The organism is Bartonella sp. TP (assembly GCF_030406085.1).
In the GTDB taxonomy this organism is placed as follows: Bacteria; Pseudomonadota; Alphaproteobacteria; order Rhizobiales; family Rhizobiaceae; genus CALTWN01.
Window position 1 is genome coordinate 809,584 of record NZ_CP129002.1, and the last position, 25,746, is coordinate 835,329.

Annotated in this window: 29 protein-coding genes and 1 tRNA gene; 17 read left to right on the plus strand and 13 right to left on the minus strand. The window is 38.1% G+C overall.

Annotated elements, in window-relative coordinates:
* Together QVL57_RS03915 and QVL57_RS03920 are read left to right on the plus strand one after the other, a co-directional pair.
* Positions 1 to 2,753: hypothetical protein (locus QVL57_RS03915; RefSeq protein WP_290075885.1), on the plus strand; the 2,753-nt coding region annotated here is incomplete at its 5' end.
* 25 nt (positions 2,754 to 2,778) lie between these two features.
* Positions 2,779 to 3,312: a hypothetical protein gene (locus QVL57_RS03920; RefSeq protein ID WP_290075887.1), complete on the plus strand. Its 534-nt coding sequence runs from the start codon at positions 2,779 to 2,781 to the stop codon at positions 3,310 to 3,312.
* A 206-nt stretch (positions 3,313 to 3,518) separates the two neighbouring features.
* Here QVL57_RS03920 and QVL57_RS03925 read toward each other — a convergent pair whose 3' ends face one another.
* From QVL57_RS03925 to rpmH, 7 genes are all read right to left on the minus strand, one after another.
* A complete protein-coding gene (locus QVL57_RS03925) occupies positions 3,519 to 4,133 on the minus strand; it encodes a 2,3-bisphosphoglycerate-dependent phosphoglycerate mutase (protein ID WP_290075889.1) in 615 nt (204 codons plus the stop codon).
* A gap of 25 nt (positions 4,134 to 4,158) precedes the next feature.
* Positions 4,159 to 4,836 (minus strand): dihydrodipicolinate reductase C-terminal domain-containing protein, encoded by a 678-nt coding sequence (locus QVL57_RS03930; RefSeq protein ID WP_290075890.1) that lies wholly within the window; start codon positions 4,834 to 4,836, stop codon positions 4,159 to 4,161.
* A 15-nt stretch (positions 4,837 to 4,851) separates the two neighbouring features.
* Positions 4,852 to 5,544, minus strand: a complete 693-nt coding sequence (locus tag QVL57_RS03935) for a glutathione S-transferase family protein (protein WP_290075891.1) — start codon at positions 5,542 to 5,544, stop codon at positions 4,852 to 4,854.
* 82 nt (positions 5,545 to 5,626) lie between these two features.
* Positions 5,627 to 6,250, minus strand: coding sequence for a ribosome biogenesis GTP-binding protein YihA/YsxC (yihA, locus tag QVL57_RS03940; protein ID WP_290075892.1), 624 nt, complete (start codon positions 6,248 to 6,250; stop codon positions 5,627 to 5,629).
* 22 nt (positions 6,251 to 6,272) lie between these two features.
* Positions 6,273 to 8,033, minus strand: a complete 1,761-nt coding sequence (yidC, locus tag QVL57_RS03945) for a membrane protein insertase YidC (protein ID WP_290075894.1) — start codon at positions 8,031 to 8,033, stop codon at positions 6,273 to 6,275.
* A gap of 18 nt (positions 8,034 to 8,051) precedes the next feature.
* Positions 8,052 to 8,417, minus strand: coding sequence for a ribonuclease P protein component (gene rnpA, locus QVL57_RS03950; RefSeq protein WP_290075895.1), 366 nt, complete (start codon positions 8,415 to 8,417; stop codon positions 8,052 to 8,054).
* A gap of 74 nt (positions 8,418 to 8,491) precedes the next feature.
* Complete coding sequence (rpmH, locus tag QVL57_RS03955; protein ID WP_290075897.1) at positions 8,492 to 8,626, minus strand: 50S ribosomal protein L34; 135 nt, start codon at positions 8,624 to 8,626, stop codon at positions 8,492 to 8,494.
* 189 nt (positions 8,627 to 8,815) lie between these two features.
* On the opposite strand from rpmH, the gene QVL57_RS03960 reads away from it, so the two are divergent.
* Genes QVL57_RS03960 through QVL57_RS03985 form a run of 6 tightly spaced genes read left to right on the plus strand, consistent with a single transcriptional unit; the run spans position 8,816 to position 13,660 of the window.
* Entirely contained in the window at positions 8,816 to 9,109 is a 294-nt protein-coding gene (locus QVL57_RS03960) for a hypothetical protein (RefSeq protein WP_290075899.1), read from the plus strand.
* On the plus strand, positions 9,106 to 10,161 hold the full coding sequence (locus tag QVL57_RS03965; protein WP_290075901.1) for an Mrp/NBP35 family ATP-binding protein: 1,056 nt from the start codon (positions 9,106 to 9,108) through the stop codon (positions 10,159 to 10,161). Before QVL57_RS03960 ends, QVL57_RS03965 begins: the two co-directional genes overlap by 4 nt.
* On the plus strand, positions 10,151 to 10,861 hold the full coding sequence (pyrF, locus tag QVL57_RS03970; protein WP_290075903.1) for an orotidine-5'-phosphate decarboxylase: 711 nt from the start codon (positions 10,151 to 10,153) through the stop codon (positions 10,859 to 10,861). The genes QVL57_RS03965 and pyrF overlap by 11 nt, the downstream gene beginning before the upstream one ends.
* A gap of 45 nt (positions 10,862 to 10,906) precedes the next feature.
* Positions 10,907 to 12,397 carry an acetyl-CoA hydrolase/transferase family protein gene (locus tag QVL57_RS03975; protein ID WP_290075905.1) on the plus strand — a complete coding sequence of 497 codons (1,491 nt, stop codon included), beginning with the start codon at positions 10,907 to 10,909 and terminating at the stop codon, positions 12,395 to 12,397.
* Positions 12,398 to 12,410: 13 nt separating this feature from the next.
* Complete coding sequence (gene rsmI / locus QVL57_RS03980) at positions 12,411 to 13,286, plus strand: 16S rRNA (cytidine(1402)-2'-O)-methyltransferase (RefSeq protein ID WP_290075907.1); 876 nt, start codon at positions 12,411 to 12,413, stop codon at positions 13,284 to 13,286.
* A gap of 2 nt (positions 13,287 to 13,288) precedes the next feature.
* Complete coding sequence (locus QVL57_RS03985) at positions 13,289 to 13,660, plus strand: YraN family protein (protein ID WP_290075909.1); 372 nt, start codon at positions 13,289 to 13,291, stop codon at positions 13,658 to 13,660.
* Positions 13,661 to 13,680: 20 nt separating this feature from the next.
* Here QVL57_RS03985 and queE read toward each other — a convergent pair whose 3' ends face one another.
* The 3 genes from queE to QVL57_RS04000 are packed head-to-tail and all read right to left on the minus strand — an operon-like array spanning position 13,681 to position 16,261.
* The gene (gene queE / locus QVL57_RS03990) at positions 13,681 to 14,427 is read right to left on the minus strand and encodes a 7-carboxy-7-deazaguanine synthase QueE (RefSeq protein ID WP_290075911.1); all 747 of its coding nucleotides are present in this window, start codon (positions 14,425 to 14,427) and stop codon (positions 13,681 to 13,683) included.
* Positions 14,428 to 14,430: 3 nt separating this feature from the next.
* Complete coding sequence (locus QVL57_RS03995; RefSeq protein WP_290075913.1) at positions 14,431 to 14,790, minus strand: 6-carboxytetrahydropterin synthase; 360 nt, start codon at positions 14,788 to 14,790, stop codon at positions 14,431 to 14,433.
* A 13-nt stretch (positions 14,791 to 14,803) separates the two neighbouring features.
* Complete coding sequence (locus QVL57_RS04000; RefSeq protein WP_290075915.1) at positions 14,804 to 16,261, minus strand: DHA2 family efflux MFS transporter permease subunit; 1,458 nt, start codon at positions 16,259 to 16,261, stop codon at positions 14,804 to 14,806.
* A gap of 129 nt (positions 16,262 to 16,390) precedes the next feature.
* On the opposite strand from QVL57_RS04000, the gene QVL57_RS04005 reads away from it, so the two are divergent.
* Positions 16,391 to 17,761, plus strand: coding sequence for an MATE family efflux transporter (locus tag QVL57_RS04005; RefSeq protein ID WP_290075917.1), 1,371 nt, complete (start codon positions 16,391 to 16,393; stop codon positions 17,759 to 17,761).
* Here QVL57_RS04005 and QVL57_RS04010 read toward each other — a convergent pair.
* Together QVL57_RS04010 and QVL57_RS04015 are read right to left on the minus strand one after the other, a co-directional pair.
* Positions 17,748 to 18,926, minus strand: a complete 1,179-nt coding sequence (locus tag QVL57_RS04010) for an MFS transporter (RefSeq protein WP_290075919.1) — start codon at positions 18,924 to 18,926, stop codon at positions 17,748 to 17,750. The genes QVL57_RS04005 and QVL57_RS04010 overlap by 14 nt on opposite strands.
* Before the next feature lie 73 nt (positions 18,927 to 18,999).
* A complete protein-coding gene (locus QVL57_RS04015; protein WP_290075921.1) occupies positions 19,000 to 19,128 on the minus strand; it encodes a hypothetical protein in 129 nt (42 codons plus the stop codon).
* A gap of 134 nt (positions 19,129 to 19,262) precedes the next feature.
* Between QVL57_RS04015 and QVL57_RS04020 the strand changes: the two genes are divergently transcribed.
* Genes QVL57_RS04020 through QVL57_RS04045 form a run of 6 tightly spaced genes read left to right on the plus strand, consistent with a single transcriptional unit; the run spans position 19,263 to position 23,206 of the window.
* Complete coding sequence (locus QVL57_RS04020; RefSeq protein WP_290075922.1) at positions 19,263 to 20,093, plus strand: hypothetical protein; 831 nt, start codon at positions 19,263 to 19,265, stop codon at positions 20,091 to 20,093.
* 46 nt (positions 20,094 to 20,139) lie between these two features.
* A complete protein-coding gene (locus QVL57_RS04025) occupies positions 20,140 to 20,892 on the plus strand; it encodes a glycosyltransferase family 2 protein (protein WP_290075924.1) in 753 nt (250 codons plus the stop codon).
* Positions 20,892 to 21,515: a phosphodiesterase gene (locus QVL57_RS04030; RefSeq protein WP_290075925.1), complete on the plus strand. Its 624-nt coding sequence runs from the start codon at positions 20,892 to 20,894 to the stop codon at positions 21,513 to 21,515. The genes QVL57_RS04025 and QVL57_RS04030 overlap by 1 nt, the downstream gene beginning before the upstream one ends.
* Positions 21,508 to 22,143 (plus strand): HAD family phosphatase, encoded by a 636-nt coding sequence (locus QVL57_RS04035; protein ID WP_290075927.1) that lies wholly within the window; start codon positions 21,508 to 21,510, stop codon positions 22,141 to 22,143. Before QVL57_RS04030 ends, QVL57_RS04035 begins: the two co-directional genes overlap by 8 nt.
* Positions 22,140 to 22,868: a glycosyltransferase family 2 protein gene (locus tag QVL57_RS04040; RefSeq protein ID WP_290075928.1), complete on the plus strand. Its 729-nt coding sequence runs from the start codon at positions 22,140 to 22,142 to the stop codon at positions 22,866 to 22,868. Before QVL57_RS04035 ends, QVL57_RS04040 begins: the two co-directional genes overlap by 4 nt.
* Before the next feature lie 2 nt (positions 22,869 to 22,870).
* The gene (locus QVL57_RS04045; RefSeq protein WP_290075930.1) at positions 22,871 to 23,206 is read left to right on the plus strand and encodes a hypothetical protein; all 336 of its coding nucleotides are present in this window, start codon (positions 22,871 to 22,873) and stop codon (positions 23,204 to 23,206) included.
* A 217-nt stretch (positions 23,207 to 23,423) separates the two neighbouring features.
* On the opposite strand, the gene QVL57_RS04050 is transcribed toward QVL57_RS04045, so the two are convergent.
* A tRNA-Met gene (locus QVL57_RS04050) sits at positions 23,424 to 23,500 on the minus strand.
* A gap of 113 nt (positions 23,501 to 23,613) precedes the next feature.
* Here QVL57_RS04050 and QVL57_RS04055 point away from each other — a divergent pair.
* Both QVL57_RS04055 and QVL57_RS04060 read left to right on the plus strand, forming a co-directional pair.
* The gene (locus QVL57_RS04055) at positions 23,614 to 24,603 is read left to right on the plus strand and encodes a Gfo/Idh/MocA family oxidoreductase (RefSeq protein ID WP_290075931.1); all 990 of its coding nucleotides are present in this window, start codon (positions 23,614 to 23,616) and stop codon (positions 24,601 to 24,603) included.
* Entirely contained in the window at positions 24,584 to 25,699 is a 1,116-nt protein-coding gene (locus tag QVL57_RS04060) for a DegT/DnrJ/EryC1/StrS aminotransferase family protein (RefSeq protein WP_290075932.1), read from the plus strand. Before QVL57_RS04055 ends, QVL57_RS04060 begins: the two co-directional genes overlap by 20 nt.
* Positions 25,700 to 25,746: the final 47 nt, after the last annotated feature.

The following is a 25,746-nucleotide window of genomic DNA, read 5'->3' on the forward strand; positions in this document are numbered from 1 at the left end:
AAGGTAAAGATAGCAAAACCTATGTGGCAATTTTTTCAACTAATGTTGCTGGAGTTCATAGCCTTACCGCTCATTATTTGGAAACTTTAATAAATACTAATCCTTCTGATGTGGCAGTTATTAATCTACCTAATTTTACAGAAGCTGAACTAACGGCGAACAAAAAAGCTGTAAATGCGGACGATAAAGATAAGCTCCTACTTACGCTAAAATTGCCAAATATTAAAGAAAATGTAGCTAGCAAATTACGCCTTGTAGATAACGGAGAAGCGGTCGCCAGCCCAGTATTTACAGTGCAACAGGGTAATTTAGCGACATACACAACCAATTTCTCAAGCACTAAGGCAGGTAAACATAGCTTAAGCGTGAATTATGATGGAAAGCCTATAAATAAAGCCATAGTTGATATTGATGTCAGCGCCGAGAATAATGCTGTAGCCGTTGATACTATTAAGACGGAGCCAGATCCTCGTATTATTTATGTTGGTACTTTTTCACATGGTCAGAAAATTACTTTTACTCTTAAAGACAAATATGGCAATCTTCTACCTAATAAGAAAGTAAGCTTATTGATAAGGAATCCTGAATATTGGGAAATTAAACCTCTAGAAGTAATTTCTAACGTTAATGGTGAATGTAGCTTCAATGTTAGATGGAAAGTTGAGGTTAATCCTTATGATAGCGATAGTTTTGATTTTGGTCTAATAGTAGGTAACCAAAATATTCCTAGCATCGGACATTTGTATCTACGGCGAGATACACCTGCTTCTGGTTACTCGGAGATGAACTTGACCCCAGAGTTTGCAACATTAGATTCAAATGGCGAGGCAGTAGTTGAGTTTTATCTTCGGTTATTGAATGCTGATCACATGCCTATTATAGATGATATTAGTGCTGATTTGAGTATATTAGATAATGCTAAAGTAACAGATTCGCACATTACGGTAACTTGTACTGGTAAGCAAAGCAGTTATGACGGCGAATGCAGCATCTATACAGGTACATTTAAAGTGCATAAAGCGGGTACGCATGATATTGGCATAGCTTATAGTAAAGATTCAGATGGCGCGTCCCATTTGGCCAAATTAACGGAGCTCATTGTTAGGGATCCTGCATTAGAATCCAGTACATTAACCCCGCAATCGTCTATAATAAGTGATGCTGGCAGCACAGACATTGATATAGCTGTAGCTAATAGAAACGATATTAAGCTGTCAGATATTAAGCCAGTGCTAAAGTCGCCGTCTAACGCTGAGTTAAATACAAATTATTCTTTTAGTGCTGTTACGAAGGGTAGTGTAGCTGGGCATTATAAATTTACCTTTAAGCCCCTTAGGGCTGTATCTGAGGATGCGAACTTTGTGATTGGTATTGAAATCTATGGAGTTGCATCTAAGAACACAGCCACCATAAAAGTTCAGCATCAAAAATTGACTAATGCCACGTTAGCTGTAATGCCGCCTAAGGTGGTCGACAATAAGTTAACATCCAATATTACGCTAAACTTGCCGAACGTTAGCGATGATATAGCGAGCCGGTTAAGCTTGTATGACGGCACCCAAAAAATTGCTGATTTTAAGAAAGGTAAAGATAGCAAAACCTATGTGGCAATTTTTTCAACTAATGTTGCTGGAGTTCATAGCCTTACCGCTCATTATTTGGAAACTTTAATAAATACTAATCCTTCTGATGTGGCAGTTATTAATCTACCTAATTTTACAGAAGCTGAACTAACGGCGAACAAAAAAGCTGTAAATGCGGACGATAAAGATAAGCTCCTACTTACGCTAAAATTGCCAAATATTAAAGAAAATGTAGCTAGCAAATTACGCCTTGTAGATAGTGCAAATACCGATAAGGAGCTTAGCGCTTTTGAAGCGCAGTCCGGTAATGTAACTACCTATACAGCTACTTTCTCGACCTATAAGTCAGGGCTACATAATTTAAGCGTGCAGTATGATGGAAAGCTTATCCATAACGCAGCAATAGATATTGAAGCTAGCGCCGAGAATAATGCTATTTCTGAGCAGAAGTCTGCTGTAACCCCAGCAGCCGGAATTTATATGGGTAATTTTTCACCAGCTGTAGATATTGTTTTTACGCTTAGAGACCAATATGGTAATCTTTTGCCTAATAAAAACGTAAGCTTTTTGATAGATGAGCCAACTCAGTGGGAAATTAACCCTTCTGCTCAAGTAACCACTACGATTGAAGGGGAGGCTAAATTTCATGTTAAATGGAAAAATATCTCAAAGTTTCGTTCTGATGGCTATAAATTTGGTATAAAAACAGCGAAAACAAATAGTGTAAATGACCTTATTTTTGGAGATATAGTTATAAGCTCAGACGTGCCATCTGCTCAAATGTCGCATATGACTTTTGATCCACCAAATCCAGCATTAACGAGCGAAGGTAGTGTTGATGAGGCAAAAGTTAATTTTACTCTTACTCTAAATAACTTTGATAATGGACCTATCCGCGATGATATTCATGGTGATTTGAAGATAGTGGATAATAATAAAGTAATCCCTGCAACCATTGTTTCCCATTGCACTGGCGGACCTGAGAATCGTAATTGTTCTAAATATACTGGAACTTTTACAATACATCAAGCTGGCAAACATGATATAGGGATACATTACCTGAAAGATTCGGGCCTGGATGATGTGTTGAAAGTATTAGGGCATCTAAATGTCAGCGGTCCTGAGATAAACAAAAGCCCGGCTAATTCCAGCTTCGGAGACAATAAGTGATACTGGCGATACAACTATTGAAGTTTTGTTTGGTAGAGCAGGGTTTGATCTTTTAGATATTAAGCCATTTGTAAAAAGCCCGCCGGGGCTTAAAGCGAATATTGATTATAAATTTAGTAATGCTACATTTCCTGGTAATGCATGGCATTATCCAGTTCTCTTCACTCACATTACCCCTGTCTCTTCGGATACGAAATTTGTGATTGGTCTTAAAATTGGTGAGATTGAATCTAATAGCACAGCTACCATAACTGTGAAGCCAGAAAATGTGAAAAATGCTGCGCTAACGGTAGGCGATGCTACTATTTATAGCGGCGAGGCATATTATACTGTAACGCTAAAATTACCATATGTTATCGGGGACATAGCGAATCGTTTGAGCTTATATGATGGTACAAAGGAAGTTGCAACTTTTACAAAATTTAGGGATGATAACAAAACCTATACAGCAACTTTTGCAACGAGCGTTGCTGGGCAGTATAAATTAAGCGTCTACTATTTGAAGAAACCTCTCGATACCAATCCTTCTAACGTGTTAGTTACTACTCACCTCAGCTGAGGATAATGCTATAGATGTTGAGCTGCTTGAGATAACTTCAGGCACCAATATTAAATATAGGTCGTCTGGCTTTGTCTATAAGAGCTTTACGGAGTGAAAATTTAGTCACAGACACGTAAAGATTAATACTGTTTGTAAATGTAGAGATTTAGAGTAGGCGGCACATTAAGCTGGAAAAGGCTGTTGCCTTTAACTTATGCTTTAAGCTAAGCTTTATAAATGGAATGCACAGTAGAATCGCTATTAATGTGATAGATAATTGGTTTTCCGGTGTCTAATTCATATTTAACTATCTCTTGGCTGTTTAATCCTTCTATAGCCATTATTAGCGCTCGTAGCGAGTTGCCATGTGCTGTGATTAAAGTTGTTTGTTTATTTAGTAGATGCGGTTGGATGCGGTGTAGGTAATAGGGCAGCACTCTAGCGCTGGTATCTTTCAAACTTTCACCTTCAGGCGGGGCAATGTCATAAGAACGGCGCCAGATTTGCACCTGCTCCGCTCCCCATTTCATTTTAGCCTCATCTTTATTTAAACCAGAAAGCGTGCCATAATTCCGCTCATTTAGCGCGCTATCGCTGATTATTTCTATAGTTTTATTGTTCATTTCGGTCAGAATATGTTTGCAGCTATCCTGAGCGCGTATTAGCCCTGAGGTAAAAGCTATATCGAATTTTATGCCATGTTCAGCTAATATTTTTCCAGCATTTTTTGCTTCCTCTATTCCTTGCTCGGTTAATGGAGGGTTTTTCCAGCCAGTAAACAGATTCTTCAAGTTCCATTCACTTTGTCCATGACGGACTAATACTAAAATTCGCGTCAACTCTGTCCTCTTTTATATTGGTAGATTACATTGTTAGAACATCTTGCATATTGTATAAACCTGCTGCTCTACCGTGTAGCCAGTGGGCTGCCTTTATTGCACCTATAGCAAAAATATGCCGATCTTGCGCAGAGTGAGATAGCATTATGCGTTCGCCTTCGCCAGCAAGTATTACGCTATGTTCGCCAACCACAGTGCCGCCGCGCAAAGATGCATATTGTATCGCAGTATTAGGCGCGCCCTGTAAGACATGGGTGCCTAATAAAAGTGCAGTACCCGAAGGAGCATCTTTTTTTTGTTTGTGGTGCATTTCCTCTATGCAGATATCAAAATTAGCACCTTTTAGCATTTTTGCGGCTTGTTGTACTAATGTAGCTAAAACAGTTACACCTAAGCTCATATTACCAGATTGTACTATAGCTATATCTTTGGCATGGCTTTTTATAGATGTTTGTTCTTGTGCGCTAAAGCCAGTGGTGCCCAAGACATAAGGTAGTTTATGTTTTGCGGCTATAGGTAGGCAGTGCATAGTGCCAGTAGGAGCACTGAAATCTATTGCAACATCGCTATTACTAAAAAAATGCTCTATATTTTGTGTATTTTTAGAGATTTCACCAGCAATTGATAAATTTGCATCTTGGGCTATAATTTTTTTTAATTCTAGACCCATACGGCCTGTTGCTCCAATTAATGTTATGCGCATATTTTATCTCCTTGGTTAAAAATCTAGGCTAGTGTAATATGTAGAGGGAGCGAGTCCGGCTACACGATCAAAAAGTATAGGTCGCATGGACGGACGAGATTTTATACGCATATACCATTGCTTAGCATAGCCATATGCTGCCCAATCTATTTCATCCATATAATCTAAGATGCTCACGCAAGCTGCTGCTGCAAAATCTGCATAACTCAGTGTGCTGCTGGCAAGGCAGTTATTATTTTGAGTAAGCCAATTTAGATATTCCATATGCGGTTTGATATTATTACGCGCTGCGCGTAATATAGTAGAATCAGGCGCTCCACCGCCTAGAGATGTTGGCATTTCTCTTTTATATATACGTTGCCGGACTATAGGATAGGTAGTTTCGTAATTAAATTTCTCTAAAAACCAGCTGATCAAACGTCGAATTTCTGCTCGCTCGATAGGAGATTTAGGAAAAAAATTATTGTCCTTATTAAGCAGACCTATAGTTTCATCGAGATATTCTATTATGCTGTAGGCTCCAGATATTGCTTGGCTATGTTCATTGAGCAATACAGGAACCGAGCCAGCAGGGTTTAGTTGTAGAAACTCTTGGCGCCTTGCCCATTCATGTTCTTCAACAAGCGTAAGGCTCATATTGAACTCATATAAAATCAAGCGTATAGCGCGTGAAGAAGAAGACATAATATGATGAAAAAGTGTTAGCATCGGCCCCTGTTGTTCTCTTTTAGCACTATAATAAATAGTTAGTATAAACGTTAATCTTTACTGAGTAAAGATTATAATTGGTCTATTTTACTGTTTCCATTATTGCCGTTTTTATCTCGTCTAATCCTATTTTTTTTACGGCGGAAGTTGTAATAAGTTGGGGATATGCTGCCGGTCTCTTGGCAATTGCATTGTAGGTGCTATCTACAATTTTTTCTAAAGAGGTGACTGGGATTTTATCTGCTTTTGTTAATATTATTTGGTAGGAGACTGCTATTTTATCTAAAAGATTTAATATAGTTTTGTCAGTTTCTTTTATGCCGTGACGCGAATCTATCAAGATATATAAGCGTTTCAAACTGGGTCTGAACTTTAAATAATCATATATCAATGTGGTCCAATTATTTACCAATTGTTTGGGTGCTTGGGCGTAACCATAGCCCGGCATATCTACAATGGCAAATGGTGGCAAAGCACCGCTCTCGCTATAGCCGTCTGGTATAAAAAAATTTAACTCCTGTGTTCGCCCAGGCGTGTTGGATGTACGTGCCAGTGACTTGCGATTTGTTATAGAGTTTATCAAACTGGATTTGCCAACATTTGAACGGCCACAAAAGGCTATTTCTGCGGGGCCAATAGGTGGTAGGAAATTTATTGAAGGGGCTGAACGTAGAAAGACCCACTTTAAGGGAAAGCCATTTTGCAAAAATCTTTATCCTAATAATAATTCATTTTCTTTGAAACAAGCTTTTTATATTGTCCAAAAATTCGATTTTTGTCCCTTCTTTTTTCATTATTAGCAATTGCTGTATTATAGTTAGTGTATTGTTCCATGCCCAATAAATAACTAAGCCTACAGGAAAAGAAGAAAGCATGAAGGTAAATATCAATGGCATCCAGGTGAAGATTGCAGCTTGTGCTGGCTCTGTTGGTGTTGGATTAAGCCGCATTTGTAAAAACATTGTTATACCCATGATTATAGGCCAAGCGCCAATCATTAAGAAGGAAGGTACGTGATACGGTATTAATCCGAATAGATTAAATATAGAAGTTGGATCTGGCGCAGCTAAATCTTTTATCCAGCCAAAGAACGGAGCTTGGCGCATTTCGATAGTAATGTATAAAACTTTATACAAAGCAAAAAAGATTGGCATTTGTACAAGCATCGGCAAACAGCCAGCGACTGGATTTATTTTTTCTTTCTTATATAAATCCATTATTGCTTGTTGTTGCTTTGTCTTATCTTCTGGATATTTTTGTCTTATTGTTTCCAGTTTTGGCTGCAGCAATTTCATTTTTGCCATAGATTTGTAAGATTTATTGGCTAGCGGAAAGAGAGCTGCTTTTAGTATAATGGTTACCAATAATATAGCTATGCCAAAATTGCCTGTGATTTTGTATAAAAAATCTATTAAGCTAAACATGGGGCGCGTGATGAAACTGAACAGCCCCCAGTCTATTAATAGCTCAAATTTTTTGATATGTAAGTTCTTTTGATAATTATCTATGATACTAACATTTTTTGCGCCAGCAAACAGGTGGTTTTGTATATTCACTGTTTGTTTAGGTGCAATGGAAATAGAGTTTTGTGTTAAATCTGCTTGAAAATGCTCAGATAGATTATCAAAATATATAAATCTGCTAGTAAAATTTACGTTTTGTGGTGGAATAGCGGCAACCGCCCAGTATTTATCTGTTATCCCCATATAGCCGCCCTGTGCGGGGGCGAAGGTAAGTTTTTTCTGACCTTGTGAATCGCGATCTAATTTTTCTACATCCGCATATTTTTTTTCTTGTAAGCCTTCATCACCCGCTACTCCTATTAATCCTTCGTGCAATAAATAGGCAGATTGTGCATGGCTAGGAATAGCCGCTCTTGCTACACGCCCATAGGCAGAAATGTTAGTTGGATTTTGGCTGTTATTAGTAATATTATCGGTGATGGTAAACATATATTGGTTGTCTATGCTTATCCAGCGATTAAACATTAAACCTGCGGGTGAATTATATGTTAAATGAATGGGGGTTTGAACTGTTAATAAAGGCGTTTTAGGATCCAAAGTCCATTGGGTATTGGACTGCGGTACTGTGTTTTTATTATCTGTTGAAGCAAAGCCAAATTCGGCTATATAGCTATTTTTTGAGCCAGCTGGCTGCAAAAGCTGTATTTGTGGCGAGTTTTTGTTTACTGTTACATGATATTTTTTCAATACTAAATCATCAAAACGGCTACCTGTAAGATTAATAGAGCCTCGCAACATTTCGGTTGCAAAGTTAACTCTTTTGTCTTTTGTAATAGCTTGGGGCGGGGGTAAAATTTTGCTTATTGTTCCGTTAGATGGTATAGCTGATTCTGTCGGGGCTTGATTATTTATTATCAATGCTTGCTTCGTTAAATTTTGATGAGGCCGTACATAAAAATATTGCCAGCCCCATACTATTGCAAAAGATAGAAGCATAGCTATTAAAAAATTCGGATTATATTTCATCTTATTTATCCTATAGGGTTAAGCAAATTTGCAATAGGCGCTGTTACATTTATTAATTTGTTCTTTTAGAGCTTTTAGTAATTCTTCAAAGGGTAAATAAAGGCAAGCCTTACGAGCTATTATTACATAATCGTAACCAGCCAGCAAGTTATTTTGCAGACCAATTCTAACCGCTTCTGACAAACGGCGCTTAATTCTATTTCTTACAATAGCGTTGCCATTTTTGCGTGTTACAGTAAAACCAACCCTAGCAATTTGTAGTGGAACAATTAGCCCTTTCGAGTGGCTATCCCGTTTATAGCTTTCTATTAAAAAAGCATCTGCTTTTATACGGAGACCACAATGGGCGCGCAAAAAATCTTGCCTTTTTTTAAGGCGAGACACTCCTTTTGCCAATAAAGCGTTGCAGTACATACTTTTTATAGTTTTGCCATTAAAAATAATGGGTATACGTAAAATTATGCTGAAAGTCTTTTGCGACCGCGAGCTCTGCGAGCAGCAATAACTTTGCGACCTCCCGGAGTGGCCATGCGAGCTCTGAAACCATGTCTGCGTTTGCGAACTAATTTTGAGGGTTGGTAGGTACGTTTCATCTATTTATCACCGCGCCGAGCGGCCCTTCTTGCTAAAGCTTTGTAGTCAGTTTGATGATTAATAGCAATTTTTGATGAAAAGTCAAGATTTTTCATAAATTGCGTATAGTAATTTTTTGTGGTAACTATTTTATAACCCTAATTAAGTTTAATTGGCTTATAGAAAAATGGTCAGTTAAGGGGTGACTTATGAGCCAAAAATTAAAGACAGATGAGCTAGATTCTCTTAGTATTATTAGAAGATACCTAGTAGATTGTAAATGTTTGATGTCAGGTTCTGTTAAAGCTAATTATGAGGATTGTATAATTTCTATAAGTGAAGCTTTGTATAATGTACAAGAGTTATTAAAACAACATAATTTTACCGCATTTGCTGGCGAAGTGAAAGTGGAAAGTTTAGCGAATATGATAAGCACGGAGGCCTTGAAACAGGGGATGATTATACATTTTGACCAGGGCAAAAAGAGGCGGCTAAAATCGTGACGGAATCTATTAAAGGTAATTTGTTAGCTAAGTTAAAATTGGCAAAGTTAGATATATTGTTGGCGGATGTGTATATAAGCGATAAGAAAGTTTATTTTACTTTGTCCTTTCCAGGAGATATAGCTGAGCGTTTAGATAATTTGCAGACTAAACTAGAGCAGATCGCCTTGACGGTACCTGGGTTGCAAGAAGCTTATATTAACTTTACTATGGAAAAAAAACGCGCACCAATCGAAGCCGAGCCGCAAAAGCAAGCGCCTAGGCCTCTTACGCAAGAAGAAAAACCTGAAAGCTCTGTACCCAATATTATAGCTATAGCCTCTGGTAAGGGCGGTGTAGGAAAATCAACCAGTGCTATTAATATAGCACGCAGTTTGTTAAATAAAGGTTTGCGAGTAGGATTATTAGATTTAGACGTATACGGCCCTTCTATCCCTTCATTAGCATCTATAAAAGGGAAAAAACCAGAAACTATAGAAGATACGCAGGGCGTAAAGAAAATTTTACCTATAGTGAGTGATGGCTTGCAAATAATGTCAATAGGTTTTTTTCTTGAAGAAGAAGCCCCGGTAATTTGGCGCGGCCATATGGCTACTTCGTTTGTTCGCCAAATGTTGTACGGTGTCGCTTGGGATGATTTAGATGTTTTAATAATCGACCTGCCTCCTGGTACAGGCGATATACAATTGACATTGGTGCAAAAAGCACGTTTAACTGGCGCTATTATAATTTCTACGCCAGAAGAGCTGGCCTTGTTGGATGTGCGGCGCGCTATTGCTATGTTTCGTAAAACAAATGTACCTATTTTGGGCTTGATAGAAAATATGAGTTATTTTGTGGCTCCTGATACTGGTAAGGTTTATCATATTTTTGGAAAAAATGGAGCTGCAGCTGAAGCTAAAAAGCAAAATATTAAATTGCTGGCACAAGTCCCCTTTGATATTGCTTTGAATGGTAAACCTGAAGGGGCAAATTCGACTTTTGAGGTTTTATATAATGAGATTGCAGGGCAATTAGTCCCACTAATAAAGGTAGGTCATAATGTTAAGTGATCAGCTAAAATTGGCACATGATAAATTGATAGTTGCTTTAGATGTTCCTACTGTTAGGCTTGCAGAAAATGTACTTAAAAGATTGGATGATTCAATAAAGTTTTATAAAATTGGGCATCAATTGGCTTATAACGGAGGTCTTGATTTAGCTCAAGATTTAGTAAAAGCAGGCAAAAAAATCTTTTTGGATTTAAAGTTATTAGATATCGAAAATACTATAGCGCATGCAGTAGAGAATATATTGAAACTAGATGTGGATATGCTTACTATTCACGCCTATCCTGGAGCTATGAAGGCTGCGGCTGAAGTTGTTAAGGGTAGCAAGTTATGTTTATTAGCTGTAACAGTGCTGACATCTATGGATGATAGCGATTTAGGCCTTGCTGGTTATAGTATAAGCGTTGCTGATTTAGTGCTTAAACGTTGTCATTTAGCTAAAAATTTAGGTATGAACGGAGTCGTGGCATCTGCTTGGGAAACGGATTTGATAAGGCCGCTTCTGGGCCCAGGCTTTGTTTTGGTAACTCCGGGCATTAGACCTAAAAGCTTTAAAAATGGAGATCAAAAGCGAATTGCAGCACCAGGCGAAGCTATTAAGGCAGGATCTGATTATTTAGTGGTCGGGCGACCAATAATTCAAGCAAACGATCCGGCTAAAGTCGCTCTTGATATTTTAGAAGAAATAGGGCAAGCTATGTAAGTTTACACAATGGTAAACTATAAAAATAATATTTAAGAGGTGAACATGTATAAAGATCGTATTCGATATGCTGGGTTGGAATCTAAAGTGGTTAGCGCTCAAGAGGCAGCCGCTTTTGTGCAAGATGGTATGGTAGTAGGAATGAGCGGCTTTACTAAAGCTGGTGATGTAAAATTACTACCAAAAGCCCTAGCGCAGAAGGCCGAAAAAGCGCCATTCAAAATTACGCTAATAACGGGAGCATCTTTAGGGCATGATACCGACAAGATTTTGTGCGAAGCTGGCATATTAGCCCGGCGCCTGCCTTTTCAAGTTGATGTTACGTTGAGAAAAGCTATAAATGCCGGGCAGGTTATGTTTATTGACCAGCATTTATCAGAAACGGCTGAGCAATTGCGTAATGGTCATTTGCGTGCTGTAGATTGCGCTATAGTTGAAGCTGCAGCTATAACAGAAGATGGCGGTATTATCCCAACTACGTCCGTAGGTAATTCAGCAAATTTTATTGCGCAGGCTAAAAAGGTAATCATAGAGTTAAATACTACGGTTGACGTTGCATTTGAAGGGCTGCACGATATATATGCACCAAAATTAATAGGGGACCGTGAGCCTATAGCTATTACGGGCAGTAGAGATAGAATAGGCTTGCCTTATATCCCGCTAGACCCTAACAAGATTGCTGCTATAGTTATTTCCAATATACCGGATAGCCCTGCTGTCATCGCTGCTGCTGATAAAGATACGCAAGCTATCGCAGACCATTTGGTAAAATTTTTTGAAAAAGAGATAGAAAAAGGTAGGCTAACTCCTGCGCTTTTACCTTTGCAGGCAGGTATTGGAGCTATAGCTAACGCTGTGTTAGGCGGATTTGTAAATAGTTCTTTTCGTGGTTTAGAGATGTATAGTGAAGTGCTGCAGGATTCTACCTTTGATTTAATAGATTCTGGAAAATTAGAATTTGCTTCTGCGTCGTCTATTACGTTGACCGAGCCTTGCTCTAGAAAAGTTTTTGATAATATAAAGAAATATAAAGATAAATTAGTATTAAGACCACAAGAGATTTCAAATGCCTCTGAGATTATAAGGCGATTGGGTATAATAGCAATAAATACTGCCTTGGAATTTGATATTTATGGCAATGTTAATTCTACACATGTTTGTGGTACTCATATGATGAATGGCATAGGTGGGTCGGGTGATTTTGCTAGGAATGCTTATTTATCTATATTTGTAACGAAATCTATAGCAAAGGATGGTAACATATCCTCTGTTGTACCTATGGTGTCGCATGTAGATCATGCAGAAAATGATGTAGATATCGTAGCTACTGAAATAGGCCTAGCCGATTTACGGGGGTTGGCTCCTAGAGAAAGAGCGCGAGCAATAATAGATAATTGCGTGCATCCTATCTACCGTGAAAAGCTTAATAGCTACTTTGAGCGTGCTATCGAAAAGCGTGCAGGGCACACGCCACATATATTAGAAGAGGCATTTTCTTGGCATACTAGCTTTATTCAAAGCGGGTCTATGAAGTAACCCAATGGCTTCTATGGTGCGTAGTTACACTATAGGCTCCCACATTTATGAGGCTAAGCCTCTGGAGCCAGCGCTTTATATTGTATCTACGCCTATAGGAAATTTGTCTGATATAACCTTACGTGCGTTAGAGACCTTGGCCGCGGTTGATATAATTGCTTGTGAGGATGCGCGGGTTAGTCTAAAACTGTTAAATCATTATGGTATAAAAGCTAAAATGGTTAGCTATCATGAGCATAGCCCTGCGCAGATTGGCATTAAACTTATAGCTGAAATTGCAAATGGTCGATCTGTGGCTATTATCTCAGATGCTGGAACTCCAATAATTTCTGACCCAGGGTTTGAGTTAGTCCAGTATGCCACGCAAACAAAAATTAAAACAGTCCCTATTCCGGGTGCATGTGCTGCTATAGCCGCTTTGAGCGCTTCTGGCTTGCCGACAAATCAGTTTTATTTTGTAGGTTTTTTGCCAGCTCGCCATGTAGCACGGCGTAAAATGTTATCAGAGCTCGTTGATATTTCAGCTACCTTGGTGTTTTATGAATCTCCGCATCGTTTAATTAAAACCCTGGCTGATATGGTAGAGGTTTTTGGTTCCGATAGAGAGGCGGCTATATGCCGTGAATTGACGAAAAAATTTGAAACGTATAAAGCTGATAATTTAGCGCGTTTATATGAATATTATTTTGCCAATGTTACAAAATTGGGTGAAATTGTGATTTTGGTTGAGCCAGGTGCTAGTATTGCAAAATCTTATGATAAAACCGAACTCAAGCATTTATTAAAGACGCATATGCAGAATATGCCAGCTGCTAAAGCAGCAGCTTTTGTGGCAAAGATAACTGGATTACCAAAACAGCAACTTTACAGAATGATTTTGGAGTTTTAAGATTGTTTTTATGGCGACCATATCAAAGTTTAACGACTTATGAAAAAGGGTGGCGCGCAGAAAACTACGCGGCTTGGTATTTGAGGTTTAAGGGCTTTCGAATTCTGGATCGCCGCTATAAAACTCCAAGGGGTGAAGTTGATATTATAGCAAAACGAGGTAAGCTGCTTATAATTGTGGAGGTTAAAGCAAGAAATGAGCTTGAAGAAGCGTTGAATGCTGTTACAAGAAAAGCTGCAAAACGGATAGTGGCAGCAGCAAGCCATTGGCTATCTAGAAGAAAAAATATAGAAAAATGCAACTTAAGGTTTGATGTTATAGTTATTTGTCCAAACAAGCTTCCGATTCATATAGTAAACTACTATCTTTTGTAATAAATTAATAAAAGCTTCTATTAAACTCCTCCTTTATTTCCCCATATTAACACGTGTAATTGTGGTAAAATTTTTACATCAAACCATTGATCTGCCATAGCTCGGTCTATAAGCCAACGCATGCGTACAAGAATAGCTGGGATATCTATGAAACTTTCATCATTTTTAGCGTGTAAATCTGTTAAATAAGGTGGCGTAGAATTTACAGGCTGTAGATAGAAGGGCATAAGTGGATATTTTGCAAAGACTTCTCGTGCAAATGAGTAATCTGCTTCATCTAAAATAGGTATTTTTATAATGGTACTATTTGCTTTTGTTTTACAGCATTTATCAAATATGTTCCAATCATTTGACATATGGCTAGAGGGCGGTTTGGGGCTAAGCACCAGAACATTCAATAAATCAAACCATGTTTTTATTATAGACCCTTGAGTCTCCATAGCAAATCTATAGCCTTTGGACCGCCCTAATTTAATGAAATCTTCAAGATTTTGTATAGCAGGATTGCCGCCCGATAATGAGATAGTTATTGGATTGTTGCTCGATAGGAATTCTACTTGTTGCCAAATTTCTGTGACCGACATCAATTTCCATTCGTCTCGAAAGCTAGAATCTACTGCATGCAAGGTATCGCACCAATTACAACGAAAATCACATCCAGCCATGCGTACAAAAATGGTAGGTTGCCCTATTAACAGTCCTTCTCCCTGTATGGTGGGGCCAAAAATTTCGCTAATACGTATGGAGTTTGTATTGTTTGGAGTCAAAATTTAATCTACCTGATAGGTTGCCCAAGTTTTAGGCGTTTCACTTACCATAACTTTATATAAAGGGATAAGTTGTGGTTTGGACCATTCATAAAAATGCTGGGCCAAAAATTCAGCGGTAATTTTATTATGCTTAAAAACATCATTTAAATGTCTATGATCCATTGTGGTGTCTATGTATTTTTTAAAAAAATCTAAATTACGATAATCTTCAACAAAGCCATCGGTATTTAGTTTTTCTGCTCGGAGTTTTAGTATTACAATATAATTATGTCCGTGCAATCTGGCACAAGGATGTTCAACAGGTAAATCTGTTAATTGATGCGAAGCAGAAAAATGGAATTGTTTGGAGATGGTAAACATATAAAAATTTATCTTATCTTTTTGGTTTTTTTAACTCGTTTCCAACATTACGGTCAAATCTTTTAAAGATCGCAATGGAAAATAAAGAGATAAAGCCGACGACAAAGAATGCTAGGTGAAAATCTTTTATTTGCACACTATTGCCATGAAAAGCTATGCAGAATTCTAAAATCATGCCAGCAATTGCTACACCAAGCGCTAATGATGCTTGCTGTGCAACTGTGTGTATTGGGGTAGCTTGACTCATTTGACTTTTTTCAATTTGACTAAAGCCTACAGCATTAATGCAGGAAAAGAATAGCGATTGTAGAAGACCGCCTATAGCTAATATAAGTAACATTAGCCAGCATGGTGTTGAGGGCACAAAAAGACCATAAGAAACGGTTATTATAGCTGACATTGCCGAGCCATATACAGCAATGTTATAAAAACTAATTCTATCGGTTATATAATTAAGAAGTAATTTAGAGGATAGCGAACCTAAAGCAGTGCTAAAGGTAATTGCACCGGATTGCATTGGTGTTAGATGAAACCCAAGCTGTAGCATTAGCGGCAATAAAAAAGGCACGGCGCCGATACCTATGCGAAAAATTGAACCGCCAAAAATTGCTTTTCGAAATACGTTATTTTTGAAAATTTTTATATCAAGCAGCGGGTGTTTTATCCGCTTTGCATAAGTTACGTAACCATAGCCTAGGATCAATCCAGATATGGTCATTACTATACCATATTCTTTACGTACGGTAGGCAGGCTAATAATAGACATGCCAAATATTAATAAAGATACAGCTAAGCCAGAAAGTAAAAAACCTATCCAATCTAAAGGACGTTTGTTAATCTCTTCGCTTTTGGGCATATAGATAGAAGCGCAAATTAGCCCAATAATACCTATAGGGATATTAATAAGAAAAATCCAATGCCAACTAAAATAAGTTGTTATAAAACCACCAATTGGTGGTCCCATTAACGGACCAGCTAAAGCAGGTATGGAGAACCAAGATAAAACAGAAACAAGCTGATTTTTTGGTGTTATGCGTAGTAAAAAAAGGCGACCTACTGGCACCATCATAGCGCCACCCATTCCTTGTATAAAGCGTGAAATTACAAAAAAACAGAGTGAATTTGCGGCAGTACAAAGTATGGATCCTAGCATAAATACTACAATAGCGAGCCGGAATACATGCCTGGCTGTAAATCTGTCTGCCATCCACCCGCTTATAGGAATGAAGACCGATAGGGAGACTAAATAGGCTGTCATAGCTAATTTTAGTGCAATGGGGTCGGTATTTATAGCGCTTGCAATAGTTGGCAAAGAGGTTGCAATAGCGGTGGCGTCTATATTTTCCATAAAAAATGCTATCGCTAAAACGACAGGAATTACCCAATTAGGTTTTTCTTCTGCATTTTTTATGTTTGTTGTGGTAGGCAAGGTAAGTTTCTCTGTTTTCTTAAAAGCATTTCTATGATACATATAAATTTATAGCGGTCAATGCATGTTTAATAAAATTCTCTTTGTTTGGAACAGAAAGTGCTTGACAAGCTTTTAATTAATGTATGATATGGGCGCTAAAATTGAGCGGCGAGGTGGGATTTAAATCCTATGAATAATGAAACAAAAATTAAAGATTTAACAGTAGGTTCTGTTTCTAAGCAACTATGGTTGTTTTCGATACCTATATTGTTTTCTAACGTTTTTGAATCCTTGAACGGTTCAATTAATACTATTTGGGTAGGGCGTTTTTTAGGTGAAAATTCGTTAGCGGCGACTGCAAATGCTAATTTGATTATTTTTTTAGTGTTCTCGCTTGTGTTTGGCTTTGGTTTAGCGTCTACAACTTTTATTGCGCAATATTGTGGCCGCGGTGAAATGGAGAATGCGCGTAAGGTTTTTGGTGCCTCTATAGGAATGATTATTATTGCGTCAATTGCAGCCTCTGCTTTGGGCTGGTGGTATTGCTCAACTATTTTAAAGTTATTGAGTACTCCTATAGAAGCTTTTGCCGATGCCTATGTTTTTTCACGGGGAATCTTCATTGCCTTGCCAGCAATTGTAGTGCTTTTGGTGGTTATTTTAAGCTTGCGCGGAATTGGCGATTCGTTAACAGCAATGTGGTTTATGGCGCTTACCGTGGTGCTAGACGTGGTATTAAATCCTTTGTTGATATTGGGAATCGGTATTTTTCCTAAGCTTGGTATCGCTGGCTCTGCCTGGGCAACTGTGGTTGCAAATTACAGCGCTTTGGCTTTGCAGATAGTGTACTTATACGCTTCTCGCTCGCCTTTGTGCCTTAGGGGCGCGCAGCTTTTATATCTTTTACCATCATGGTACCAGATTAGAAGAATTTTTAGGCAAGGTTTTCCTATTTGCTTGCAAATGTTATTTTTAGCTAGCTCTTCTTTAGTTATGGTGTCTTTTGTAAATAAAGAGGGGCTAGATACGATAGCTGCCTATAATATTTGCCAGCAATTATGGATGTACCTTCAAATGCCGGGTTTTGCCGTTAGTAGTGCCGTAGGGGCTATGGCCGCACAAAATATTGGCGCTGGGCTTTGGGATCGTGTAGCTCTTATTAATAGATATGGCGTAATCGTTTGCGTTGTTATGTCTTTGGCTTTGATGGCAATATTGATTATATTTGATAGACCTATAATGCAGCTATTTATAGCCCCTGGTAGTGGAGCCATCGAAATAGCGCGCCATATACAATGGCTAACGGATTGGAGCCTTATTTTATTTGGTATTGCGACAGTGATAATGGCAACTTTACGCGCAAATGGGGTGGTGTTTTTGCCTCTATTATTCATATTTATATCTGTATATCCTATACGCATCGGTTTCTATTACTGTTTTTATAAAGTATTAGGCGTAGATGCGATTTGGCTGTGTTTTCCCGTGGGCGCTTTGTTCTGCTTAATTATTACGCAGCTTTATTACTCTACGGGTAAATGGCGCAACGCTAGATTGATTTGAGTTGTTTGAAAGCAAACAGGGCAACGATAAAGGAAAGAAACCCCGCGATTATTGCAGCAGAGAAACCGCGAGAAGCGCCGCCAGTATCTATTAAATAGCTGGTTAGCGTATAACCTAAAGAAGTCCCTAAATTTAATCCTGTTATAGCCCAGCTTATACCTTCGGTTAGTTGTTTTTCTGGTGCAATTTTTTCTACTAGTGAGGTTGCGATGATAAGGGTAGGGGCGCAAGCTGCACCAGAGCAAAATAAAGCAATGCATAAACTTGTTAAATTAACTATATATAAGAATGGTAATGTAGCTATGGCTGAGCAGCCTAGAGTTAAAAGCAATTGTTGGGGCAGAGGCAATTTAATATGCTTTGATCCATATGTGAAGCCAGTTAAAAAAGATGCCACGGCATAGGTAACTATTGGCAAAGAGGCGAGGCTTTCTTTATGTATTTCTTTTGCATATGCGATAGTGCTTAGTTCGGCAGCGCCGTATATGATACCAAATATAAATAAAATAAAGCTAAGAACCAGTAGGTTGCGTTGCCGCAGCATAGATTTTCGCTCGCTACTCTGGCTTGTTATTATTGCGGGTTCTGTGCGGCGTTGCATAACAAAACTAAAACTGCCCACAGCCAGAAAAGTTATAGCTGTTAGTAGGCCAGCAGACGATGATACATTTGTGGTTAGCACAATTGCCAGTATAGGACCTACGATAAATACTATTTCATCTACTAGGGATTCGAAAGCAAATGCACTTCGTAAATATTTAGAATTAGTGTAGATACGCGACCATCTAGTACGAACTAATGCCCCAAAATTAGGTGCGAGGCCAGCTATTATGGATAAGCCGATTAATATCCCTATTGGGGCGCTGAGCTGACTGGAAATTAGTAGCGCTAGCAAGGCCATCATAGCAGTTATACTGCAGATGATTACGACTTTGCGCTGGCCGTATAAATCCGCAAGGCGGGCTGTTTGCGGGGATATAAGCGCGCTTGCAAGTATATAAGTTACAGTAACGTAGCTGGCTTTTGTGTAAGAAAAACCTAAGGTGGTTAGCATTAGCGTAAGGCTAATAACCACCATGGCGTTGGGCATGCGGGCTATGAATCCGGCTAGGGAAAAGCCTAATGTACCAGGAGCTTGGAAGATTTTTTTATATGGGCTCGTCATGCAGGATAAATTATAGTTTAGCGTTATTAAGCTATAATTCTAGCATACTTATCTTAACAGAACTTTAATAAACCTAATCGCGTCCGTCTTTAATCTTGCGCTCCATGTGCCCACCTTTTAACGTTGGGGTTATTTCTGCACTAACCTTTGGCGCGCGCTCATGCTCCGTTGGTAATTTTTTGTTGCCATGTTGATCTTTCATGTTATATACTCCTTTTTAAGCTATAGAGTTTATCCTAGAGCGTGGCTTGTTCTTGTTAACATTTAACTATGCAAGATGTTCCTGTATTTTAAACTAGGCTAAAGACTAAAGACGTTTGGTATATTGAGGGTTTGATGTTGCGTAGCAAAATAAAAAAGAAATATAAGGTGGCTGTATGTTTATATGGGCACATGCGCACCTTTAGTCTTTGTGCGCCGTTTTTTAAGCTAAATTTACTGCGTTATTATAATTATGATTTGTTTATTCATACTTGGTCTAAGCTAGATCATAATACGAAAACTTGGCATAAATATCAGCATTGCTCTGGAGATGTTACAGCAGTAGAAATACATAAAGCCTATGGAGATATCAATAAACTTGTAATAGAGGAACAAGGATCAGAAGAGCTAGGTTATACTTGTCGGGTTTCAGATGTAGAAGAAAAAATTTCTGGTTTGATATCTGTAACAGAAAAAGATATTGAAAAAGTCTTTGTTGATGCTCACCAAGAGTATGGTTTTAGCCTTTTTGGAATGAAGTCGGTAATGCATAGTATGGCAAATGCTATATCTTTTGCTAGAGATCATGTGAAGCAACAGCAAGTAAATTATGATTATGTCGTTGTAACGCGACCAGATATTTGGCTTAAGGTTCCATTTTTGATAGATTCTATCTTAACATCTTTTACTGATGGGGAAATAAAGCAAAATATAATCACAAGCAAGACACATTATGATTTTAAAGAAAATATTTGTGGTATAGATTTATTATTTTTAGCAAAACCGGAGTTAATTTTTGAATGTATGGAAAATAGGCAATATGTAATTAATCAGCTTTTGACAAAAAGCGCTTTTTTCTATAATCCAGAATCTGTTTTTTTTCAGATTTTGCGCCATAGCGGTTACGATTGGCGGCCATTACCATTGGTATTTAAAAAGGATTATAATATATTAAGGCCTGTTTGATTTATGTATAAGAAATTTTTGTTTTAACGATATTGTTGGGTTTTTAATGTTAAATATTGTGCTGCCGATGGCTGGCAAAGGAAGTAGATTCGTTAATGCTGGCTATATGATACCAAAGCCTCTTATAGAGATACATGGTGTGCCTATGATTAAGCTTGTTATAGATAACCTTACGCCTAAGCGAGAACATCGGTTTATTTTTATAGTGCAAAGATCTCATTTTGAGGCCTACGAGTTGGATTATAAACTGCATTCTTATGCTAAAAATGTTGAAATTATAGCTATAGACTCTGTAACGCAAGGGCAAGCTTGTAGTGTATTGTTAGCCAAAGATTTATTTAATACCGATGAACCGTTAATGACGGCCAATAGTGATCAATATATTGATACCGATATAAATGATTATTTAGAGGATATGGATCAACGTCAGTTAGATGGTTTGATTATGAGTATGTATTCTTGTGATCCAAAATGGTCTTATGCCCGGTTAGATGAAAAGGGATTGGTTGTAGAAACAGCGGAAAAGCGGGTTATTTCCGATAACGCGACTGTTGGAATTTTTAATTTTAAAAAAGGTAGGGATTTCGTACGTAGTGCTGAGCGCATGATTGAAGAAAATTTGCGCGTAGCTGGTGAATTTTATACGTGTCCTGTTTATAATTATCTTATAGACGAGGGCCAGAAAATTGGTATTTATAATATAGGTACCGAGTATAATGGTATGTATGGCCTGGGTATACCGCAGGATTTAGAATTTTTTGCCCAGCATGAAATTTCTCGCACTATAGGAAAAAAATAATGCTTATTATTTCACATCGTGGTTGCTGGAGCAATGCAGCAGAGCAAAATACAAGACTTGCTTTTACTCGCTCTTTTGATTTGGGGTTTGGCGTAGAAACAGATTTACGCGAGGCCAATGGTAAGCTAGTTATAGCGCATGATTTTGTAAAGGGTAATGAAATGAGCTTTGAAGAGCTTTTGAAGTTACTCGCTGGGCGTAATTTGCCGCTTGCATTAAATATTAAAGCAGACGGCATGCATGATTTGATAAAAGATTTATTATTAAAATATAATCATGACAATTATTTTACCTTTGATATGTCTATACCAGATTTAGTAGTTCAGTTGTGCGCTAATCTAAAGGTTTTTAGTGGTTTATCTGACATTTTGAACCCCGCCCCTTTGCTTGCTAGTTGCTCAGGCGTGTGGCTGGATTGTTTTAAAACTATTTGGTATAACACCCAGCTAATTGAAGAGATAATAGATAATGGTAAAAAGCTTTGTGTAGTTTCTGCAGAATTACATAAGAGACCATTGGAACATCAATGGGACTTAATTAAGCGCTGTAAATATTTAAACAGCGATAATTTACTGCTTTGTACGGATTGGCCAGAAAAAGCAAAGGTGTTTTTTTATGAATAAAATTAAAGCTGTTTTATTTGATATGGATGGTGTATTGATAGATGCTAAAGATTGGCATTATGAGGCTTTGAATAAAGCTTTGTCCCTGTTTGGTTTTATAATTAGTCGTGATGAACATTTATCTTCTTATGATGGCTTACCAACCTCAACAAAATTAAATAAATTAACCGCTGAAAAGGGTTTGCCTATAAAATTGCATAATTTTATAAATGAAATGAAGCAACAATACACTGTAGATCTTATACATAAATATTGCCGGCCGAGCTTTAATCATGAATATGCGTTATCTAAGTTAAGAGCTGAAAATTATCGTCTTGCCTGTTGCTCCAACTCTATACGTAATACTATAGAAATGATGCTGCGATATGCAAGGCTTGACAAATATTTAGAATTTATAATGTCTAACCAAGATGTAGTAAAGCCTAAACCGGATCCTGAAATTTATATAAAAACTATATCGAGAATGCAGCTAAGTCCTAAAGAATGCTTGATATTAGAAGATAACGCAAATGGCATAAAGGCAGCTTTAGCTTCTGATGCACATTTGTTAGTAATTCATGATGTTAAGGAAGTAACCTTTGAAAATATTAAGCAGAGAATTAAGTTAATTGAAGAGGCGGCTACGTGAATATAGTTTTTTTAATGGGTAACGCCTACAGCACAAAAGATGATTACCCACTATATCTTACGGAGCTTAGCTCCGCCATATTGCTAGAAAAACAAATAGACATGGCGCGAAAATTGCAGCCAAGGCAATTAATTTTTTGCGTTAATTCTATTGATATCGTGCGTTTTCATACAGACGCGGCGATTAAACAATTAGTCCCCGACGCTAAAATTGTACGCATTATGGGCCATACTAAAGGGGCTGTATGTACTGCTCTTCTAGCCATAGAGCATATTGAGAATGACCAAGAGTTGCTATTGCTGGGAATAGATGATTTTGTGGAAGAAAATACTATAAAGGTATTGGACTATTTTCGCAAAAATAACTCCGACGCTGGGTTGCTTTCCTTTCGTTCTATTCACCCCCGATATTCTTTTGTTAAATTAAACAAAAATGACGAAGTTATAGAAATAGCTGAAAAACGACCTATCAGTCAAAACGCTCTAGTTTCTTTTTATTATTATAGCAAAGGATTTGATTTTGTTGAATGTGCTAAAGATATGGTGCGCAAAGATAATGCTTTAGATGGTAATTTTTATATTTCGGAGACTATGAATGAGATGCTGCTGCGCCAAAAGAAAATTTCCTTGTATAAAATAAAAAACGAGCAGTTTTACTCTCTAAAAACGCAAACACAATTAGCAGAATATATTGCGGAGCACAAAGCATCTAAAGGGAGCAGATAATTATGAAAGTAGCACGCCTGTCAGATATGAAAGACGGTTGGTTTATTGGCAATTTTGTGCCTTCATTGTATCAAACTACAGATTGCGAAATCGCTGTAAAGACTTATAAAAAAGGGCAGTCTGAGCAAGCGCATTATCATAAAATAGCAACAGAACATACAGTTATAATAAATGGCAAAGCTAAGATAAACGGAGCGATTTATCAAGCAGGTGATATAGTGGTTGTTGATCCTGGGGAACCAACAACTTTTGAATGCTTAGAAGATACTATCACTGTAGTGGTAAAAATCCCTGGTGCGCTGAATGATAAATATGTGCTTAGCCATATAGAGTTATAAGGCGCATAATTTAAAAATTGTTTTTACCGATGAAATTGAACGCAGCTAAGAGTTTATATTTGTGGCTTAATCACCCGTGTATTTACAAAACATCTACCTTGTACGATTTGTGTAGCAAAATTTTGAAATAAAATCTATGGCTATTAGAGATAGTTTCTAGGCTTGCGAATTGCTATTAACCTTAATGTTTTTTAATACAGATAGATCACTGCAGATATGGTAGCGGAGGAGGGACTTGAACCCCCGACACATGGATTATGATTCCACCGCTCTAACCAACTGAGCTACTCCGCCAAAACTATGTAGGATATAAAACTTTTTTATAGTTACTGTCAAGCGCTATATATAATTTACTTCTTGAAAATTATGTATTAAACTACAGTGTCTTGATAGAAGAAGGTGTAGTCATGGAAACTTCAGTAGCGGTGCTGGGATGTGGTTATTGGGGCTCGAATCATATAAAAACTTTAAAGGCGCTCGGAAGGTTGGCTGCTGTAAGCGATATAGATATGGATAAGGCTCGCGCTGTAGGTATCGCTAACGATGCTCCGGCGCTTTCGCCTGCTGAGTTATTCGCTGATACTGCTATTACGGCGTTAATTTTAGCCCTTCCCCCGCAATTTCATGCTAAAAATGCTATAGAGGCTATTAAGCATGGTAAGGATGTGTTGATCGAAAAGCCTATAGCTCTGGATGTAGAGAATGCTGGCAAAATTTTAGAAGTAGCTAAAACAAAAAAGCGTATAGTCATGGTTGGACATGTATTGCGTTTTCATAGTGCTTTTGAGCATATTATGCAGCTGGTTGCTGATGGGGAGTTGGGAGAGCTGCGTTATATAAAGACTAGTAGGCTAGGTTTTGGAAAATTCCATAGTACGAGTGATGCATTATGGGATTTGGCGCCTCATGATTTGTCTATGATAATGGCCCTAACACGAGGACTAGCCCCTATTAATTTGCAGTTTGGTCAACAAAATATATTAGGAGAGGGAACGGACTTTGCAAATTTACTCATGGAGTTTCCTGGCAATATAAAAGCGAATTTATCTGTTTCGCGTTTGACACCATATTGTGAGCGCCGTTTAACTGTAATCGGTAACAAAGCTATGGCGGTATTTGACGATTTAGAGCCATGGGATAAGAAATTGGCGATATATGAGTATAATGTAGAAAAGCAGGGATTGGTGTGGGCTGGAGCGCATTCGCAACCGCATTATGCTGCCCTAAATGATACTCTGCCGCTTACTAAAGAACTTTTGCACTTTATGAACTGTGTAGAAACGCGTGAAACGCCGCGTACAGATGGCAATGAAGCAATAAGGACATTGCGCATATTAGAACAAGCAACGGCGCAACAGACCCATTACAGGAGTTATAATGCAGTTTATAGATCTTAAGGCAAACTTAAACATACTCAAAGATAAGATAGATAATGCAGTGCTAGATGTTATAGCTAGCGGTAAATATATACTCGGCCCGCAAGTTCAAGAGTTAGAGCAGCAATTAGCAAGTTATATAGGAGTAAAACATGCTATATGCTGTGCAAACGGTACCGATGCCCTGCTGATGCCACTGATGGCCCATAAAATAAGCAAGGGAGATTGTGTATTTTGCCCCAGTTTTACTTTTGCTGCAACTGCTGAGGTTGTGGTGCTTGCTGGGGCACAGCCTGTATTCGTGGATGTAGAGCAAGATACCTATAATATAGATATCGCGAGTTTAAAAGAAGCTATATCTATGGTGAAGCGTGAAGGAATTTTGAGGCCTAGGGCAATTATAGCGGTGGATTTGTTTGGGGTAGCTGCTAATTATCCCCAGTTAGAAGCTATAGCTAAAGAAGAAGGCTTGTTATTGATAGAAGATGCAGCGCAAGCTATTGGTGGCAAAGCATCTGGTACTATGTGCGGAGCCTTTGGCGATATAGCTTCCACAAGTTTTTATCCTGCTAAGCCTTTGGGCTGCTACGGTGATGGTGGGGCTATGTTTACTAATAATGATGAAATGGCAGAAATTTTACGCTCTATCCTTTTTCACGGCAAAGGTAGCTCGCAGTACGATAACGTACGCATAGGGTTGAACTCTAGATTGGATACTATACAAGCTGCTATTTTATTACAAAAACTTACAATTTTTGAAGAGGAAATCTTGCAAAGACAGCGAGTTGCCGATTATTATAAGGCAAATTTGCCCAGTTGTGTAATTACACAAGCTATTTCAAATGATAAGCGTAGCGCGTACGCGCAATATACCGTTAAAGTAGAGCGGCGCGATGAGTTGAAAAACTATTTGGCAGAACATGATATACCCGCAATGATTTATTACAATAAACCATTGCATTTGCAGTTAGCCTATAAAAAATATCCCTGTGTTCCTGGGGGGCTACCGGTAACGCTGGGGCTGTGTGATAATGTGCTAAGTCTGCCGATGCATCCTTATTTACAACAGGAAGATCAAGATAAAATTATCAGCTCTATAGAAAAATTTAATGGCTAAAGTAAAGCGCGCCCATGGCGGCGCGCTTCTATCAAATTTTAATGTTA